Source organism: Brevibacterium samyangense, from assembly GCF_039529845.1.
Lineage (GTDB): Bacteria > Actinomycetota > Actinomycetes > Actinomycetales > Brevibacteriaceae > Brevibacterium > Brevibacterium samyangense.
This window is the reverse complement of the sequence record NZ_BAAANO010000020.1, coordinates 4,980-22,629: the sequence shown is the minus strand read 5'-3', so window position 1 is coordinate 22,629 and position 17,650 is coordinate 4,980. Positions and strand designations below refer to the sequence as shown.

Below are 17,650 nucleotides of genomic sequence, written 5' to 3'. Positions count from 1 at the left end.
GGGGCACTGTCAGCCTTCCGACTCCGCGTCGTCGGCGGGCTCGCCTGCGCCGTCCTCACCCTCCGGCGCTGCGGACTCCTCGGCCGCGGACTCCTCCGCCTCCGCCTGCTCCCGCTCCCGGCGTTCCTTCTCCTCGCGCTCGGCGACGACCGCGGGGTCCTCCTCGAGGACGAAGTCGACGGCGGCGCTCTCGGTGTCCCCGAGCTTCACGACGAGTTGGTAGTCGCCGGGTTCGAAGGCGTCCGCCGTCCTGTTGCAGTTCTCGTCGACGGGGATCCGGTTCCACTGGAGGGAGGAGCGCTTCTCGGAACCGGCCGCGAACACCTGCTCGACGTCGGCGGCGTCACCGTCGGCAGCGGGGTCCGCGCAGTACCGGGTCGTCCACACGACCCTGCCGTCGTGCTTGACCATGTACTCCTGCTGGTTCGTCCCGACTGCGATCCTGCATGCCGCCGAGTGGTTGTTCTTCACGATGTACTCGAACGTGACGGTCGCGTCGTGCGCGTACGACTCCTTGTCGGGCCTGCCCGTGAGTCCCACCGCATCGGTCGGGCACATGCCGCTCGCCTCGCTCTCCTCGGGAGCCGGAGCCGCGGGGTCCTCGGTCACGGCCTCGGTGGGTGCCGCGTTCATCTCGGTGGACCCCTCCCCCGCGGCCCGCACCTGGGCCTGGATGCCCTTGACGAGCAACCACCCCGCGAGCACGAGGAGAACCACGACGACGAGAGCGAAGACGAGCACCGCGAGCCTGCGGCGTCGGTAGACTGCCGGGGTCGGTTTCCGCGTACGCGAGCCGGAACGCGCGGTGGACCGGGCGGAGGCACGCGTGGCGGACGCGGCGTTCTTCGCCTGCGTACGACGTGGCTGGGAGCCGGGAGGACGAGCACTGGGAGACATCACTGTGAGCCTACGACCAGGACGGGAAAGCGCCGGTGGGACACACCGGGAAGCACCCGTGCCGGTGGCATCCGCCGTGCACCCCCGGGTCCTCGAATGGTTCGCGGACAACGCCCGGGACCTGCCCTGGCGTACTCCCGGGACCTCGGCGTGGGGTGTCCTCGTGAGCGAGGTGATGAGCCAGCAGACCCCGATGAGTCGGGTCGCCCCGAAGTGGGAGGCGTGGATGGCCACCTGGCCGACGCCGGCGGACCTCGCGGCCGCGCCGACGTCCGAGGTCCTCATCGCCTGGGACTCCCTCGGATACCCGCGCCGGGCGCTCCGGCTGCAGGAGTGCGCCCGGGCGATCACGGAGCGCCACGACGGCGTCGTCCCGTCCACGGAGGAGGAACTCCTCGCACTGCCCGGCATCGGGTCCTACACCGCGGCTGCCGTCGCGTCCTTCGCCCACCGCAACCGCGCCACCGTCCTCGACGTCAACATCCGCCGCGTCCTCTCCCGCGTCTTCGCCGGAGTCGAACACCCGATGGCCGCGCTGTCGAAGAAGGAAACGGCCTGGGCCGCGGGCCTCGTCCCCACGCACGACCACGTCGAATGGAATGCCGGAGTCATGGAACTCGGGGCCCTCGTGTGCACGTCCCGCTCACCGCGGTGCGCGGAGTGTCCACTGCAGGACCTCTGCGTGTGGAACCTCGCGGGCCGTCCCGCCGCTCCCGAACGGAAGCCTCGGACGCAGTCATGGGCGGGCACCGACCGGCAGCTGCGCGGCGCGATCATGAAGGTACTGCGGACCGCCACCACCGCCGGGCTGCCCACCCGGCTGCTCACCGCCTCGGCGCTCGATCTCACGACCACGGACGAGGAGACCCTCGCCGGTCTGCCCGCACCGGTGGTCGCGGCCGTCGAGCGCGTCCGGGATCTCGGAACGGCCGACCGCATCGACCGGCTCGTGACGGACCTCGTGTCCGACGGCCTCGCGGTCCTCGAGGACGGGCGGCTCCGCCTGCCCTGATCCCACCGCCGGGTCACCCCGGCCGCCGGCTCAGAGGTGGCGGATCATCCGCGTGTTGCCAAGGGTGTTCGGCTTCACGCGGGCGAGATCGAGGAACTCCGCGGTGCCCTCGTCGTGGGACTGGAGGAGCTCCTGGTAGACGTCCGGCGACACGGGGGTGCCGGCGATCTCCTCGAATCCGAGCGAGCCGAAGAAGCCGGTCTCGAAGGTGAGGCAGAAGACGCGCTCCACCCCGATCGCCCGGGCGTCGTCGAGGATCCGCTCCACGAGGGCCCGGCCGGCGCCTCGGCCCCGGTAGTCGGGATTCGTCGCCACGGTCCGGATCTCCGCGAGGTCCTCCCACATGACGTGGAGTGCCGCACAGCCGACGAGGGTCTCCTCCCCCGACTGCGCATCCCGGTCGACGACGAGCCGGAACTCCTGCAGGCCCTCGAAGTAGCTCACCGGCGGCTTCGCCACGAGGATCCGGTCGAGGGCGAGGGGTGCGACGAGATCGCGGATCGCACGGACGTCCCCGGCCCGGGCCCGGCGCATCACCAACCCGGAGGGGAGGAGGGTCTCGTCGAGGGCGGTCGCGGTGGGGAGGTCCATGCGTTCATTTGTACACCGCGCAGGCCACGGGGCGTGAATACACCGGAAGGGCCGATCGGAACGCGCAGGTTCCGACCGGCCCTTCCGATCGTGGTGGGGATACCCCGTCGCCGAGGCGCCCCACCGGGGAGTGCGTCACTCCCCTGCGTGCGTCACACCGGGAGTCAGGCGCCCTGCTCCGCCGGCTCGAGAGCATCGCCCTCGACGTCCTCCGGCAGTTCCGTGCGCATGCGCTCGTTGTCGACACCCTCGAAGGTGAAGACCGCGTCCACGCCCTCGCCCTCGATGTCGACCTTCACGTGCTGACCGTTCTTCAGTTCGCCGAAGAGGATCCGCTCGGAGAGCTGGTCCTCGATCTCGTGCTGGATGGTGCGGCGCAGCGGACGTGCACCGAGCACCGGGTCGTAACCGCGGTCGGCGAGGAGGTCCTTCGCCGCCTGCGTGAGCGAGATGCTCATGCTCTGGTCCTTCATCCGCGTGTCGAGACGGGCGATGAAGAGGTCGACGATCTTGACGATCTCGTCCTTGCTCAGCTGCGGGAACACGATCGTGTCGTCCACGCGGTTGAGGAACTCGGGGCGGAAGTGCTGCTTGAGCTCCTCGTTCACCCGCTGCTTCATGCGCTCGTAGTCGTTGGCGGTGTTGCCCTCGACCTGGAAGCCCATCTGCACACCACGGTTGATGTCCCGGGTACCCAGGTTCGTCGTCATGATGATGATGGTGTTCTTGAAGTCGACCTCACGGCCCTGCGAGTCGGTGAGACGACCGTCCTCGAGGATCTGCAGGAGCGAGTTGAAGATGTCCGCGTGGGCCTTCTCCACCTCGTCGAACAGCACGACCGAGAACGGCTTGCGGCGAACCTTCTCGGTGAGCTGGCCGCCCTCCTCGTATCCGACGTAGCCCGGGGGCGAACCGAACAGACGCGAGACGGTGTGCTTCTCGGAGAACTCCGACATGTCGAGCGAGATGAGCGAGGACTCGTCGCCGAAGAGGAACTCGGCGAGGGACTTCGCGAGCTCGGTCTTTCCGACACCCGTGGGGCCGGCGAAGATGAACGACCCCGAGGGACGCTTGGGGTCCTTGAGGCCGGCACGCGTGCGCCGGATCGCGCGGGAGATGCTCTTGATCGCATCCTCCTGCCCGATGACGCGCTTGTGCAGCTCCTCCTCCATCTTGAGAAGGCGCGAGGACTCCTCCTCGGTGAGCTGGTAGACCGGGATACCGGTGGCGAAGGCGAGCACGTCGGCGACGAGTTCCTCGTCGACGATCTGGGCCTTCGCGGCGTTCCCGCCCGCCTTCCACTCCTTCTCCAGCTCATCACGCTTGGCCTGGAGCTTCATCTCCGCATCGCGCTCATTGGCGGCGAGCTCGAAGTCCTGTGCGTCGATCGCGGCCTCCTTGCGGTGGCGTGCGTCGAGGATCTTCGAGTCGAGCTCCTTGAGCTCCGGCGGAGCCGACAGCCGCGTGATGCGCAGCTTCGCACCGGCTTCGTCGATGAGGTCGATCGCCTTGTCCGGCAGGAAGCGGTCGTTGATGTACCGGTCCGACAGGTTGACGGCGGCCGCGAGGGCACCGTCGGTGATCGTCACCTTGTGGTGGGACTCGTAACGGTCGCGCAGACCCTTGAGGATCTCGATCGAATCGGACAGGGTCGGCTCCGGCACCTGGATCGGCTGGAAGCGGCGTTCGAGAGCCGCGTCCTTCTCGATGTTCTTGCGGTACTCGTCGAGCGTCGTCGCGCCGATCGTCTGGAGCTCACCGCGGGCGAGCATCGGTTTGAGGATCGAAGCGGCGTCGATCGCACCCTCGGCGGCACCGGCACCGACGAGGGTGTGGATCTCGTCGATGAAGAGGATGATGTCGCCGCGCGTGCGGATCTCCTTGAGGACCTTCTTGAGGCGTTCCTCGAAGTCACCGCGGTAGCGCGAACCGGCGACGAGCGAGCCCAGGTCGAGCGTGTAGAGCTGCTTGTCCTTGATGGTCTCCGGCACGTCCCCGGCGACGATCGACTGGGCCAGGCCCTCGACGACCGCGGTCTTGCCGACACCGGGTTCGCCGATGAGGACCGGGTTGTTCTTCGTGCGGCGGGAGAGCACCTGCATGACGCGCATCATCTGGTCCTTGCGACCGATGACCGGGTCGAGCTTGCCCTCGCGCGCGGCGGCGGTGAGGTTCCGACCGAACTGGTCGAGCACGAGCGAACCGGACGGGGTGCCCTCGTCGCGTCCTCCGGCGGCCACGGGCTCTTTGCCCTGGTAACCGGAGATGAGCTTGATGACCTCCTGGCGCACCCGGCCGAGGTCCGCGCCGAGCTTGACGAGCACCTGTGCGGCAACGCCCTCGCCCTCACGGATGAGGCCGAGCAGGATGTGCTCGGTGCCGATGTATGTGTGTCCCAGCTGCAGCGCCTCCCGGAGGCTCAGCTCGAGGACCTTCTTGGCGCGCGGCGTGAACGGGATGTGGCCGCTGGGGACCTGCTGTCCCTGGCCGATGATCTCCGTGACCTGCTCGCGCACCTGTTCCAGGGAGATTCCCATGCCTTCGAGGGCCTTGGCGGCGACGCCCTCACCCTCGTGGATGAGGCCGAGCAGAATGTGCTCGGTACCGATGTAGTTGTGCTTGAGAAGCTTGGCTTCTTCCTGCGCCAGTACGACTACACGACGGGCGCGATCCGTGAAGCGTTCGAACATTAGCCCTCCTCGGTCTCGTGGTTCCAAGCACTCTAACGAACTTCCTCCCGGGAAATTTCGCATTTCGCCCTGGGCCGAATACCGGGCAAAGCATTCGGCCCACAGCGAAAAAACGCTGTGGGCCGAGTGGTGTCACCCGCGGACCGGGCTCCTGTGGGGAGCCTGCGACGGGGATGCCGGATCAGTTGCCGGCGGCGATGTACGCCTCCTGGATCTCCCGCGGAATGCGACCGCGGTCCGAGAGGTTCGGCCACCCGTTGGACCGGGCCCAGGCACGCACTGCCGGGATGTCGAGGCCGGACTCCGACTTGCCGCGGGAAGCGGGCTTCGCCGAGGTGCGGGCCGGCTGCGTCACGCGTCGTGCCTTCTCGACGTACGGAGCGAGCACGTTGCGGAGGGCCGCGGCGTTGTCCGACGAGAGCTCCATCTCGTAGTCCTTGCCGTCGAGCGAGAACGCGACGGTTTCGTCCGCCTCGGTGCCGTCGATGTCGTCAGTGAGGATCTTGACCGTCTTGACCGCCATGAGAACCCTTTCTCCGATTCGTGGAATCCGCGGAACCACCGGCGGGAGTGCCGCCCTCGGCCGGTTCGACGGATGCGTCGACCGCGACCTCGGCAGCCCCTTCGGCGGCTTCCAATTCCTCGTAGTACTTGTCCATTTCCTTGCGCTCGATGCTGTCCGCTCGCACAACGGTACGGATGACGTACCAGAAAAGCAGACCCACACAGATGGAAGGAAGGAGCACTTTGATGTATTCCACGATTTATCCTAACGATTCCTCTCGGGGAAGTGAGAGTTCCGGACGGGAAATTCTGCGGATTCCTTCGAAAAAGTCTTCCGATTCCCTATTCGCCGCGAAAGAAACCGGGCAAACGACATCGGAACGCTTTCCGAACGCTCCGCGGATCGCCGATCAGTTCTCGATCGGCTTCACGAGCGGGAAAAGAATGGTCTCCCGGATACCGAGGCCCGTGATCGCCATGAGCAGGCGGTCGATCCCCATTCCCATTCCGCCGGTCGGCGGCATTCCGTGCTCCATCGCGGCGAGGAAGTCCTCGTCGAGGCGCATCGCCTCGTCGTCGCCACGGGCGGCGTCCCGCGCCTGGGCCTCGAAGCGTTCGCGTTGGATCACCGGGTCGACGAGCTCGGAGTAGCCGGTGGCGAGCTCGAAACCGCGGACATAGAGGTCCCACTTCTCCACGACACCCTTCTTCTCCCGGTGTTCGCGCACGAGTGGGGAGGTGTCGACCGGGAAATCGGTGACGAAGGTCGGCGCCCAGAGTTTGTCGGAGTAGAAGTGTTCCCACATCTCCTCGACGTACTTGCCGTGGGACCGGAATACCCCGTCGAGGGAGATATCGTGCTGCTTCGCGATCTCCTCGAGTTCCTCGACCGTCGTTTCCGGGGTGACCGTGGTGCCGGATTCCTCCGAGAGCGAGTCGTACATGCTCACGACCGCCCATTCCCCACCGAAGTCGTATTCGGAGCCGTCCGGAAGCGTCACCGTGAGAGAACCGGTGGCGTCCTTCGCCGCGTTCTGCACGAGCGACTTCGTGAGTTCGGCGATCGAATGGTAATCGCCGTAGGCCTGATATGCCTCGAGCATCGCGAATTCCGGGGAATGCGTGGAATCCGCGCCCTCGTTACGGAAATTCCGGTTGATCTCGAAGACGTTGTCGAGGCCTCCGACGACCGCGCGCTTGAGGAAGAGCTCCGGGGCGATCCGCAGGTAGAGGTCGATGTCGTAGGCGTTGATGTGCGTGGTGAACGGACGAGCCGAGGCGCCACCGTGCATGGTCTGGAGCATGGGGGTCTCGACCTCCATGAACCCGGCCTCGTCGAAGGTCCTCCGCAGCGACTTCATGACGTTCGCCCGGATCTGCACCGTCTCCCGCGCGGCATCGCGCGTGATGAGGTCGATGTAGCGCTGCCGCACCCGGGTGTCCTCCGCGAGTTCCGTGTGGAGGGTGGGAAGGGGGCGGAGCGCCTTCGCCGCGAGCTGCCACTCGTCGGCCATGATCGAGAGCTCCCCGCGGCGGGAGGAGATGACCCGGCCGTGGAGGAACACGTGGTCGCCGAGGTCGACATCGGTCTTCCACGCGTCGAGGCGGTCCTGGCCGACCTCCGCGAGGGAGAGCATGCCCTGGAGGCGGGTGCCGTCACCGGCCTGGAGGGTGACGAAGCAGAGCTTGCCGGTGTTCCGGACGAACACGACGCGTCCGGCGACGCCGACGACGTCGTCGGTCTCCTGCCCGGCCTCGAGGTCCGGGTACGCCGCGCGGACCTCGGCGAGGGTGTGCGTCCGGGCGACCGCGACGGGGTAGGCCTCCTGGCCCGATTCGAGCAGCCGGGCCCGCTTGTCCTTGCGGATGCGGAGCTGTTCGGGATCGAGATGTTCGGCAGGCGCCTGACCGTTCACGGCCTCGGGATTCACGTTTTCGGGCATGGCTCCAAGGCTACCGTCCGAGGCGCCACGCCCGGAAAACACGAGACGAAGGTCTCAGGCGGAGCCGGCGCCCGGTCCGCCTGCCGCATCCCCGTCCGTGGATCCCTCGTCGAGGAGGCCGAGGATCCCGAGCACCGTGGACTCCGTGATGGTGCCGTTCCGCAGCGCACGACCGGCGGTCGCCCGGGCGAGGGCCCGGTAGGTCTCGAGGGTGTCCGTCGCCCCGGTCTCCGCGGCGAGTTCCGCGAGCCCGGCGAGGTGCGCCTCGACGGTGCTCACATCGCCCCGACTCACCGGCCCCGTGAGGGCACTCGGTCCGGACTGCAGGACGTTGCCGACGCTCGCGTACACGAGGGAGGAGAGCACCCGCGCGGGGTCCTCGACGCCGATCTCCCGCAACACCTCGGCGGCCTGCGAGAGCACGACGACGGTGTGGTTCGAGGCGTGCGAGAGTGCCGCGTGGTAGAGAGTCCGATCGGCCTCGGGGACGACGACCGGTTCCGCGCCGATCTCGAGGACGAGTGCCTGCCCGATGGGAAGCACCGGTTTCGGAGCCGTCACCGCGATCGTCGACTCACGCAGGCGCGGCAGGTCGATACTCGTCCCCGTGAAACTCAGGGCCGGGTGAAGCGCGAGGGTGATGGCACCGAGCGCGGCCGCCGGGCGGAGGACCTCGGTGCCGTAACGGCCTGCGCAGTGCACGACGATCTGCCCGGGAGTGAATCGGCCGAGGTCCGCGAGGCCCTGGACGAGTTCCGGCAGCACGTCGTCGGGAACGGTGAGGAGGAGGAGTTCGGCACGTTCGACGATCGTCTCGACGTCGAGCACCGGGACGTCCGGCAGCAGAGCCTCCGCCCGGTCGCGGCTCGCCTCGGATCCGGCACTCACGCCGATGACCGCGTGTCCGGCAGCCCGCAGGGCATTGCCCATGACCGCGCCGACGCGTCCGCTCCCGATGATGCCGACTCCCAGCCGCGTCGCGTCCTCGTGATTCATGCCGACCAGGGTACGCCAGTCGGTCTCGCACACCGCAGTCGGAGGTACCGCAGGCAACGCTGCCCGTCGCTCCGCACGCCCGTCAGTCGAGGCGCCCGTCGAGTTCGGCGCGGGCCAGGCGGGTCGTCTCCGCGTGGGAGTAGAAGAGTTCTTCCGCATCGGCTGCCGCGAGGTGATTCACTCGTGCATGGACGGGCCCCGCGGTCGAGTGCAGGTGCACGTTCGCGAGTCCGAGGCGCTTCTCGAGCGGCCCCCGCCGCAGCGCCATCGACTGGACGCGCGCATGCGGGACCGCGATCGCGCTGCGGTGCAGGCGACCGGAGCGGATGAGGAGGAACGTGGGGGTGACGACATACCCGTTGCGTTTCCACGTGAGGGGGTCGAGCCAGCGCGAGGACCGGGCGTGCTTTCGGAACCGGGGTTCGACCTCGGCGGCCTCCGGTGCGGCGTCCGCGAGCATCGCCCGCGTGAAGAGGGCGCGGGCGTCGTCCTCGGGTTCCGGCAGCGCGAGGCCGAGCATGAGGAGCGCCTCGTCGAAGGTCCCGACCGGCAGGAGCACATTGTCCGATCCCACGGATCTCGTGTCCGCGCCCCCGGCGGTGTTGAACCGCACGAGCCACCAGCCGAACCGACGCCACAGCAAGGGTTGGCACACCTCGACCGACTGCAGCCGCGAGAGCGGGATGACCTTCCGCGTGGTGTTCGTGAGTCCTCTTTCGACCGCGAGGCCGTCCTCCGTGAGACGGACCCGGAAGTTCGCCTGGTCGAAAGCGCCCTTGACATGGGCGAAGGCGGCACCACCGATACCGAGGAGGCTCGGGATGAGCATGCTGAGGCCGGCCTCGGTGTCGACCGTCGCCATGAGGATCCCCGCACCGACGAACAGGACGACCACCGCCAGCAGAAGAACGACCGTCGTCGGGCTCACGAGTTTCGACAGGAGCACCCGGTGCGCAGGAACCCGGAGGAACTCGCCGGACTCGTCGGTCCGGGCGACGACGCCGTAGGGCGCGAGGAACTCCGTGATCGTGTCCCCGAAGTCCGCCGCGACCGTATCGACGGTGCCCGACAGATCGAGCTGGAGCCGGGCTGCCAGTCGGGTCCCGAGGTTCGTCCCCGTCCGGTGCGCCACGGCGGGCTCGATCCGGTCGCCCGCGGCCCCGCTGTCACCGGTGCCCGGGGCGCCTCCGACCTCGGTGCCCGAGGCGCCGCCGCGGGCCTCCGGTGCCGTCGCCTCCGGATCCCCGGCCTCCCCGGGGCTCCCGAGGGGTGCCGGGGAGAGGTGATCGGTGGTGCCGCGGGGCGCCGCGGCGGTGGTGGCCGGAGTGGTGCCGGGAGTGCCGGCACGGGCGGCGGCCCTCGCTCGCCGCACCCGGCCGAGCATCTCCTCGCGGAGTTCCTCCGCCTGCTTCTTCGTGAGGAAGGAGATGTCGACCGAGCTGCCGGTACCACCGGCGACGTCGAGCTTCAGGGACGCGAAGCCGAGGAGGCGGGCGATGAGCGTCTGCGTGATGTCCACCGACTGCACGCGGTCGAGCCGTGCCTGTTTCTGTTCGCGCGTGAGGACGCCCTTGCGGAGGACGACGACGTCCCCCTCGACCCGGAACCGTGTGAAGCGCCAGTCGAGCCAACCGAAGAAGAAGATGAGTGCCAGCAGGAGTACGAGTCCGCCGAGGATGACGGCGATCATCCAGGGACGCTCACCGAGCCAGTGCCCGGTCTGCGACTCCCGCCCTGTCACGAGGGCGCCGATGATCTCCCGCAGGAGGTCGTCCGAGTTCACGAGAATCCCACCGATGACCGCGACGAAGATGAGACAGCCGCGCAACACCGGGGTGAGCGGATGGACGCGCCGCCACGCGGGATGCTCCTCGGTCGATGACGACTGCGGGGAGGCGGACCCTTCGGCGGGCAGGTGGGCGTCGTGCGATCCGGTCATCGTCACAGCCCCGCGAGTGCGGCCGAGCCACGGGCCGCGATCTCGTCGCGCAGTCGTTCGGCGTCCGCACGCGGGAGTCCTCGGATCTGTGCATCCGATTCCGCGGACGCGGTGTGGAGCCTCACGGTCGCGAGCCCGAATCCGCGTTCGATCGGGCCGCTCTCGACCTCGACGTACTGGAGACGGCCGTACGGCACGACGGTGATCTTGCGCCACATGATGCCGCGGCGGATGAGGATGTCGTCCTCGCGTTCCGCGTATCCGAGGGCACGGATCGCGCGGGGAACCACGATGAGCACGACGACGACGAAGAGGGCCCATGCGGCGAGACCGGCCCACAGCACCCACAGCGTCGCGGTGTTCGCGGAGATGATCGCGGGCAGGACGACCGGGACCAGGATCCCGAGGAAGAAGATCGCCCAGCCGATGAGTTCGACACGGACGTACTTCGGGGACACCGGTACGAAGTCGGGAGGCTGTTGATCGGTCACGGCCCCAGCCTATGCGCGCGCACCGTTCCGGCGCAGTGGGGTAATCCGGACGCCGGCTCCGCTGCGCGCGTCAGGCGGGTTCGGGATCCGGCCCGCCGCGGCGCGGGGAGTCACCCGTTCCCTTCGCTCCGGTCCCCTTCCCCGGACCACCCTCGGGTGGCAGCCTGCACCACTGCTCGACGACGAGGCCCGCGGCCATGAGCGCTGCTGCGGCGGCCACTGCGACGAGGCCGCCGAGCGCGAGGGTGACGCGCAGCCCGGGAACGCTCAGGAGCAGATAGAGCACCCATCCGAGGTACCAGCCGGTGAGGAGGGAGCCGGCGAGGGCGGCAGCCTTGGCGAGCATCGCGATGCGCGCGGCCTGGACGTGGTCGATGTCCTTCGTCCTGTCGCCCTCGTTCCACTTCTTCACCGGCCATCCGATGACCACGAGGGCACCGGCGAGAAGGAGCATGCCGAGGACGGCCGGCCACGGGACGCCGGGCAGGACGCGGCCGAGGGACTCCCAAGTGAAGTGGAAGCCACCGGACAGGACGAGCCCGAGGAATCCCCAGGTGAGGACCTGTGCGGTCGAGGTCGGTTTCACGGCGCCCTCCTTCCGGTGTCTTCGATGACGGGCGGCTGTCGCCCCGGCGGACCGGTTCTGCGCACGGGCGTCCGGCGCCGCCTCTTCCAGTGTGTCAGGTGAGCGAGAGCTCGGTGGGGCGGATCCCGTCGGAATCGGCGGCCCGGTCCACGGCCTCCCCGATCGGGAGGATCTCGTCCCCGCAGGCCACCCGTGCCTCCGGCCGGACGTCGGCCCACGGACCGAGGACGAACGCACGTTCATGGGCGAGGGGGTGCGGAAGTGTGAGGACCTCTCCGGTGAGGCGCACCTCCGCGGCGGGATCGTCGAGGTCGGCTCCCGCCGGAACGTACCGGACGAGGTCGAGGTCGAGGGTCCGCGGTCCCCAGTGGAGTTCCCGGGTGCGGCCCGCGGCGACTTCGATGCCCTGACACACCGAGAGCAGTTCGACCGGGGCGATGCTCGTCGCCACGGTCACGGCGGCGTTGAGGAAGTCCGGTTGATCGGTCCGGCCCACGGGCGCCGTGCGGTAGATGCGGCTCGTGCCGGTGACGGTGATCCGCGGGTGCCGGTCGAGAGCGCTCACGGCTTCGCGGAGCGCCGTGACGGGGTGACCGAGGTTCGCCCCGAGAGCGATGACCGCCTGTGCCTCGCCGGGAGCAGCGAGGTCACCGGGCGCCGCGGTCCGCACCGGCGCGGCGGCCGCACGGAACCGTTCGATGTGCACCTCGACGTCGTCGAAGGCGTGGGCGATGGGTGCCTGTGGTTTGTGGACCGTCACCTCGACGTGCGCACACAGCGTGAGGCAGTGGTCCGCGATGCGTTCGGCGAGGGTCTCGATGAGGTCGAGGGAGGGCCCCTGCACGATCTCCACGACGGCGTCCGCGAGGGTGCCGTAGTCGAGGGTGTCGCGCAGATCGTCGGAGGCCGCAGCCGCGCGCGTGTCCGTGTGGAGGACCACGTCGACGAGGAAGTCCTGCCCGTTCTCCTTCTCGTGCGCGAAGACCCCGTGGTGACCGCGGGCCCGCAGTCCGGTCAATCGGATCCGGTCCGTACTCATGCCTGTCCCTTCGCCAGTTCCGTCGCGACATCGACGGCGATCCGCGAGGCGCGTGCCTCGTGGACGCGCACCGCCCATGCGCCGGCCTGTGCCGCGTACATCGTGAGAGCGGCGGTCGCGGCGTCCCGATCGGCGATCGAGGCGGCCCCCGGGTCCTCGGGCGACACGAGGGTCGCGAGGAAGCGTTTGCGGGAGACGGCCACGAGCATCGGGAACGGGAGGGCGAGCAGCTCGTCCAGCCCGCGCAGGAGGTCCCAGTTGTGGTGACCGTTCTTGGAGAACCCCGGGCCCGGATCGAGGATGATGTTCTCGCGTCGGATGCCGAGAGCCTCCGCCGCGGCGACCCGCTCGAGGAGTTCCGTGGTGACCTCTCCGACGACGTCGTCGTAGTGGAAGCTCGCCTCCGCCTGGCTGAGGTATCCCCGCCAGTGCATGAGGACGATGGGCGCCTCGTACTCGGCGGCGAGTTCGAGCATTCCCCCGTCGCTCTGGCCGGCGGAGACGTCGTTGATGATGGTCGCACCGGCGTCGAGCGCGGCCCGGGCGACGGATGCGCGCATCGTGTCGACGCTGATCGTCACCCCCTGCGCGGCGAGCTCACGGGTCACCGGGACGACCCGGCGCAGTTCCTCGTCCTCGGGGACGCGCACGGAACCGGGGCGGGTGGACTCCCCGCCGATGTCGACGAGGTCGGCTCCGCTCTCGACGAGCGCGAGTCCGTGGTCGATCGCGGTGCGCGTCTCGAACCACTTCCCGCCGTCGGAGAAGGAGTCGGGAGTGACGTTGAGGACCCCCATGATGCGGGTCCGGCCGAGCGGCTGGAGGATCTCCGGCGCGGTCACGTCGGTCACTTCCCGAGGATGAGGCTCATGGCCTCGGCGCGGGACGCGGCGTCGCGGAGCTGGCCGCGCACCGCGGAGGTGATCGTCGAGGCGCCGGGCTTCTGGATACCCCGCATCGACATGCACAGGTGTTCGGCCTCGACGACGACGATGACTCCACGCGGGTTCAACTGCTCGACGAGGGCGTCGGCGATCTGGCTGGTGAGGCGTTCCTGCACCTGCGGGCGGCGGGCGTAGATCTCGACGAGACGGGCGAGCTTCGACAGGCCCGTCACCTTGCCGTCCTTGCCGGGGATGTATCCGACGTGGGCGACCCCGTGGAAGGGCACGAGGTGATGTTCGCATGTCGAGTACATCTCGATGTTCCGCACGAGGACCATCTCGTCGTACCCGATGTCGAAACTCGCACTCAGCACTTCGGAGGCGTCCCTGCCGAGACCCGAGAACACCTCCCCGTAGGACCGGGCCACCCGGGCCGGGGTGTCCCGCAGACCGTCGCGGTCCGGGTCCTCGCCGACGGCCAGGAGGATCTCCCGGACCGCGGCCTCGATACGTGCGTGGTCGACCACGTCCTCGCCTTTCGGTCGTGTGTTTCGTGAGTGACCGGCCGCACGGGCGCGGAACGGTCGGATGCGCCGGGCCTCACGGACCGGACGCCGCGGTCCGCCGGGAGACGCACGGTCCTCGTGCGCCTCCCGCCGGAGCACTCAGTGGCGCGGCCGGTACCCCCGGGAGTCCGGTCCCTCCTCGGGACCCGGGCCCTCCTCGGGGCTGCCCGGACCACCGGGATCACCGTACGGTCCCGGGATTCCCGGCGCAGGTGTACCCGGTGCGGGGTGGCCCTGGCCGGGTGCGCCGTGACCCGGCGCACCCTGACCCGGGCCGTACGGCGGCGGGACGGGCGGCTGGGCCGGGGGCACCGGAGGCTGAGCGGGCGGGAACAGATCGCCGGGGCGGTAGCCACCGGGAGCGGGCGGGAACAGGCTGCCCGGACCCTGCTGTCCCGGCGCACCGTAGGGTCCCGGTCCGTTCCGGGGCCCGTCCGCCTGTCCCGGCACGCCGTGTCCCGGCGGGCTCTGTCCCGGCTCACTCTGTCCCGGAGCGCCCGGGCCGTGCGGGCCCGGAGCCTCGGGAGCGGGCGGCTGTTCGTCCGCCGGCTCCGGATCGACGACGAGGCGCGGGGGCACGGTGATCGGCGGACGGTCGGAGACCGGACGGTCGTCGTGGGCGAGCCACACGTCGCGGCGGGGACGTTTGACGACGTCCTTGAAGATCTCCGCGAGTTCGGCCTGGTCGAGGGTCTCCTTCTCGAGGAGTTCGTGCGCAAGACGATCGAGGACGTCGCGGTTCGTGTTGATCGCCCAGTGGGCGTCCGCGTGGGCGCCGTCGATGAGGGCGCGCACCTCCTCGTCGATCTGGTGGACCGTCGTGTCGGAGTGGAGTTCGGACTGACCGTAGCCGCGCCCGGCGAAGGGCTCGGAGTTGTCGTCCCCGATCTTCACCATGCCGACCTTCTCGCTCATGCCGAACTGGGTCACCATGCGGTGGGCCGTCTTCGTCGCCTTCTCGATGTCGTTCGAGGCGCCCGTCGTCGGATCGTGGAACACGATCTCCTCGGCAGCACGGCCACCCATCGCGTAGGCGAGTTCGTCGAGGAGCTCGTTGCGGGTCGTCGAGTACTTGTCCTCCGCCGGCATCACCATCGTGTAGCCGAGGGCCCGACCGCGCGGGAGGATCGTCACCTTCGTCACCGGGTCGGTGTCGTTCATCGCCGCGGCGACGAGTGCGTGACCGCCTTCGTGGTACGCGGTGACGAGTCGTTCCTTGTCCTTCATGAGGCGGGTGCGCTTCTGCGGGCCCGCGATGACCCGGTCGATGGCCTCGTCGACGGCGTCCATGTCGATGACCTTCTTGCCCATGCGGGCGGTGAGGAGCGCTGCCTCGTTGAGGACGTTGGCGAGGTCGGCGCCGGAGAAACCGGGCGTGCGCTTGGCGACCATCTCGAGGTCGACGTCGTCCGCGAGCGGCTTGTTCCGCGAATGCACCTCGAGGATGTGCCTACGCCCGGCCATGTCCGGGGCCTCGACCTGCACCTGGCGGTCGAAACGGCCCGGTCGCAGGAGGGCGGGGTCGAGGACGTCCGGGCGGTTGGTCGCCGCGATGAGGATGACGTTCGTCGTCGCGTCGAACCCGTCCATCTCCACGAGGAGCTGGTTGAGGGTCTGTTCGCGTTCGTCGTGACCGCCGCCCATGCCGGCGCCGCGCTGGCGTCCGACGGCGTCGATCTCGTCGATGAAGATGATGCACGGCGAGTTGTTCTTCGCCTGGTCGAAGAGATCACGGACACGGGAAGCACCGACACCCACGTACATCTCCACGAAGTCCGAACCGGAGATCGAGTAGAAGGGCACCCCGGCCTCACCGGCGACGGCCTTCGCGAGGAGCGTCTTGCCGGTACCCGGCGAACCGTAGAGGAGCACGCCCTTGGGGATCTTCGCGCCGACCTCCTGGAACTTCGTCGGTTCGGCGAGGAACTCCTTGATCTCCTCGAGTTCCTCGAGGGCCTCGTCGACACCGGCGACGTCCGCGAAGGTGACGTCCGGGTGCTCCTTGTTCACGAGCTTCGCCTTCGACTTGCCGAAGTTCATGATGCCCTTGCCGCCGCCCATCTGGGAGAGGAAGAACCAGAAGATCGCGATGATGATGACGAAGGGCAGGAGGTTGAGCAGTAGCGTCGTGATCCACGACTGCCGTGCGATCTCGTCGGTGAAGCCCTTCTCCGGGGCCGCCTCGTCGACCGCGGCGACGATGTCGTCACCACGTGGCTCGACGTAGAAGAACTGGACCTGCTTGCCGAAGTCGTGTCCCTCGAAGGAGTAGTCCTCCGTGAGCACGAGGTCGACGCGCTGATCGTTGTCGACGATCTTCGCCTGTTCGACCTTCCCGTCCTCGAGCAGCTGCAGTCCCTGTTCGGTGTCGATCCGCTGGAATCCACCGCCGCTGAGCAGCATCGCGCCGAACGAGACGATGATGACGGCGAGCACGATCCACACGAGCGGACCACGGGCCATCTTCTTCACGTTCGGACGGCTGTCTTTCGTGTCTGCCATGGGTCCTCTCAGGCGGGAAATGGGGAACGGAGCACCGGCAGCCTAGTGGGTCGGTGTGTGTGGCGGCTGTGCTCGACGGGACGAGCGACCCGAACGGGGTCCGCTCAGCTGTAGACGTGCGGGGCGAGCGTCGCCACGAACGGCAGGTTGCGGTACTTCTCCGCGTAGTCGAGGCCGTAACCGATGACGAACTCGTTCGGCACGTCGAAGCCGACGTACTTGACGTCGATCTCCACCTTGAGGGCTTCGGGCTTGCGCAGGAGGGTGGCGATCTCGACGGTCGCAGCCCCACGGGACCTGAGGTTCTTCACCAGCCAGGACAGGGTCAGACCGGAGTCGATGATGTCCTCGACGATGAGGACGTCGCGGTCCTTGATGTCGGTGTCGAGGTCCTTGAGGATGCGCACGACGCCGGAGGACTTGGTGCCGGAGCCGTAGGAGGACACGGCCATCCAGTCCATTTCCACGTGGGAGTGGAGTGCGCGGGCGAGGTCGGCCATCACCATGACGGCGCCCTTGAGGACTCCCACGACGAGGATGTCGCGGCCCTTGTAATCACGGTCGATCTCCGCGGCGATGGCGGTGAGGCGGTGCTTGATCTGCGCCTCCGTGACCAGCACGCGCTCGATATCGGTGCCCAGGTCCTTTTCATCCACGACGGGTGCTCCTCTATTCGCGCGCACCGGGTTCCGGTGCGCAGCCGGACGATCTCGACTCACATTATCGCAGGGGACGGACACACTCCGGGGCCGGGAGCCGGGCCGGTGTGACGGATCTCTTAGGCCCCGGCCCCGTCCGGGCCACCGTGCACCCGGCGGTACTCGAGGGCACCGTCCGTCCTGCGGTGCACCCGGGCGGCCCCCGGGACCGACACCGCTCCCCGTGCCGCGCCGGTGAGGAGCGCGTCGACGGCCCGCACGTGGTGCCGGCCGATCTCCTCGGAGGTGCCGCTGCACCGGCGCAACCAGTCGCGCAGCACCCGGGTGCGCACCGCCTCGGCCATCGCCGAG

General features: G+C 68.8%; 17 protein-coding genes. 1 reads left to right on the top strand and 16 read right to left on the bottom strand.

Annotation, left to right across the window (positions count from 1 at the left end):
• Positions 1–9 precede the first annotated feature (9 nt).
• Complete coding sequence (locus ABD172_RS10740) at positions 10–897, bottom strand: hypothetical protein (protein WP_344309502.1); 888 nt, start codon at positions 895–897, stop codon at positions 10–12.
• Between the two features lie 58 nt (positions 898–955).
• On the opposite strand from ABD172_RS10740, the gene ABD172_RS10735 reads away from it, so the two are divergent.
• Complete coding sequence (locus tag ABD172_RS10735) at positions 956–1,909, top strand: HhH-GPD family protein (protein ID WP_344309501.1); 954 nt, start codon at positions 956–958, stop codon at positions 1,907–1,909.
• Positions 1,910–1,939: 30 nt separating this feature from the next.
• Here the strand turns inward: ABD172_RS10735 and ABD172_RS10730 are convergent, their stop codons facing one another.
• The 15 genes from ABD172_RS10730 to ABD172_RS10660 all read right to left on the bottom strand — a co-directional run.
• A complete protein-coding gene (locus ABD172_RS10730; protein WP_344309500.1) occupies positions 1,940–2,500 on the bottom strand; it encodes an amino-acid N-acetyltransferase in 561 nt (186 codons plus the stop codon).
• A gap of 164 nt (positions 2,501–2,664) precedes the next feature.
• Positions 2,665–5,190: an ATP-dependent Clp protease ATP-binding subunit gene (locus ABD172_RS10725; protein WP_344309498.1), complete on the bottom strand. Its 2,526-nt coding sequence runs from the start codon at positions 5,188–5,190 to the stop codon at positions 2,665–2,667.
• A gap of 181 nt (positions 5,191–5,371) precedes the next feature.
• On the bottom strand, positions 5,372–5,713 hold the full coding sequence (locus tag ABD172_RS10720; RefSeq protein WP_344309496.1) for a histone-like nucleoid-structuring protein Lsr2: 342 nt from the start codon (positions 5,711–5,713) through the stop codon (positions 5,372–5,374).
• Entirely contained in the window at positions 5,682–5,951 is a 270-nt protein-coding gene (locus ABD172_RS10715) for a hypothetical protein (protein WP_344309493.1), read from the bottom strand. The genes ABD172_RS10720 and ABD172_RS10715 overlap by 32 nt, the downstream gene beginning before the upstream one ends.
• A gap of 153 nt (positions 5,952–6,104) precedes the next feature.
• Complete coding sequence (gene lysS, locus ABD172_RS10710; RefSeq protein ID WP_344309491.1) at positions 6,105–7,637, bottom strand: lysine--tRNA ligase; 1,533 nt, start codon at positions 7,635–7,637, stop codon at positions 6,105–6,107.
• A gap of 54 nt (positions 7,638–7,691) precedes the next feature.
• The gene (locus ABD172_RS10705) at positions 7,692–8,633 is read right to left on the bottom strand and encodes a Rossmann-like and DUF2520 domain-containing protein (protein WP_344309489.1); all 942 of its coding nucleotides are present in this window, start codon (positions 8,631–8,633) and stop codon (positions 7,692–7,694) included.
• 82 nt (positions 8,634–8,715) lie between these two features.
• On the bottom strand, positions 8,716–10,572 hold the full coding sequence (locus tag ABD172_RS10700; RefSeq protein WP_344309487.1) for a PH domain-containing protein: 1,857 nt from the start codon (positions 10,570–10,572) through the stop codon (positions 8,716–8,718).
• 2 nt (positions 10,573–10,574) lie between these two features.
• Entirely contained in the window at positions 10,575–11,063 is a 489-nt protein-coding gene (locus ABD172_RS10695) for a PH domain-containing protein (protein ID WP_344309485.1), read from the bottom strand.
• Positions 11,064–11,133: 70 nt separating this feature from the next.
• A complete protein-coding gene (locus tag ABD172_RS10690) occupies positions 11,134–11,649 on the bottom strand; it encodes a DUF3180 family protein (protein WP_344309483.1) in 516 nt (171 codons plus the stop codon).
• 94 nt (positions 11,650–11,743) lie between these two features.
• Positions 11,744–12,688, bottom strand: a complete 945-nt coding sequence (folK, locus tag ABD172_RS10685) for a 2-amino-4-hydroxy-6-hydroxymethyldihydropteridine diphosphokinase (protein ID WP_344309481.1) — start codon at positions 12,686–12,688, stop codon at positions 11,744–11,746.
• Positions 12,685–13,539: a dihydropteroate synthase gene (gene folP, locus ABD172_RS10680; protein ID WP_344309480.1), complete on the bottom strand. Its 855-nt coding sequence runs from the start codon at positions 13,537–13,539 to the stop codon at positions 12,685–12,687. The genes folK and folP overlap by 4 nt, the downstream gene beginning before the upstream one ends.
• Complete coding sequence (gene folE / locus ABD172_RS10675; RefSeq protein ID WP_344309478.1) at positions 13,536–14,099, bottom strand: GTP cyclohydrolase I FolE; 564 nt, start codon at positions 14,097–14,099, stop codon at positions 13,536–13,538. Before folE ends, folP begins: the two co-directional genes overlap by 4 nt.
• Positions 14,100–14,237: 138 nt before the next feature.
• Positions 14,238–16,640, bottom strand: a complete 2,403-nt coding sequence (ftsH, locus tag ABD172_RS10670) for an ATP-dependent zinc metalloprotease FtsH (RefSeq protein WP_344309476.1) — start codon at positions 16,638–16,640, stop codon at positions 14,238–14,240.
• A 104-nt stretch (positions 16,641–16,744) separates the two neighbouring features.
• On the bottom strand, positions 16,745–17,296 hold the full coding sequence (gene hpt, locus ABD172_RS10665; RefSeq protein WP_344309475.1) for a hypoxanthine phosphoribosyltransferase: 552 nt from the start codon (positions 17,294–17,296) through the stop codon (positions 16,745–16,747).
• A 122-nt stretch (positions 17,297–17,418) separates the two neighbouring features.
• A partial coding sequence (locus ABD172_RS10660) for a TilS substrate-binding domain-containing protein (RefSeq protein ID WP_344309473.1) occupies positions 17,419–17,650 on the bottom strand: 232 nt, incomplete at its 5' end.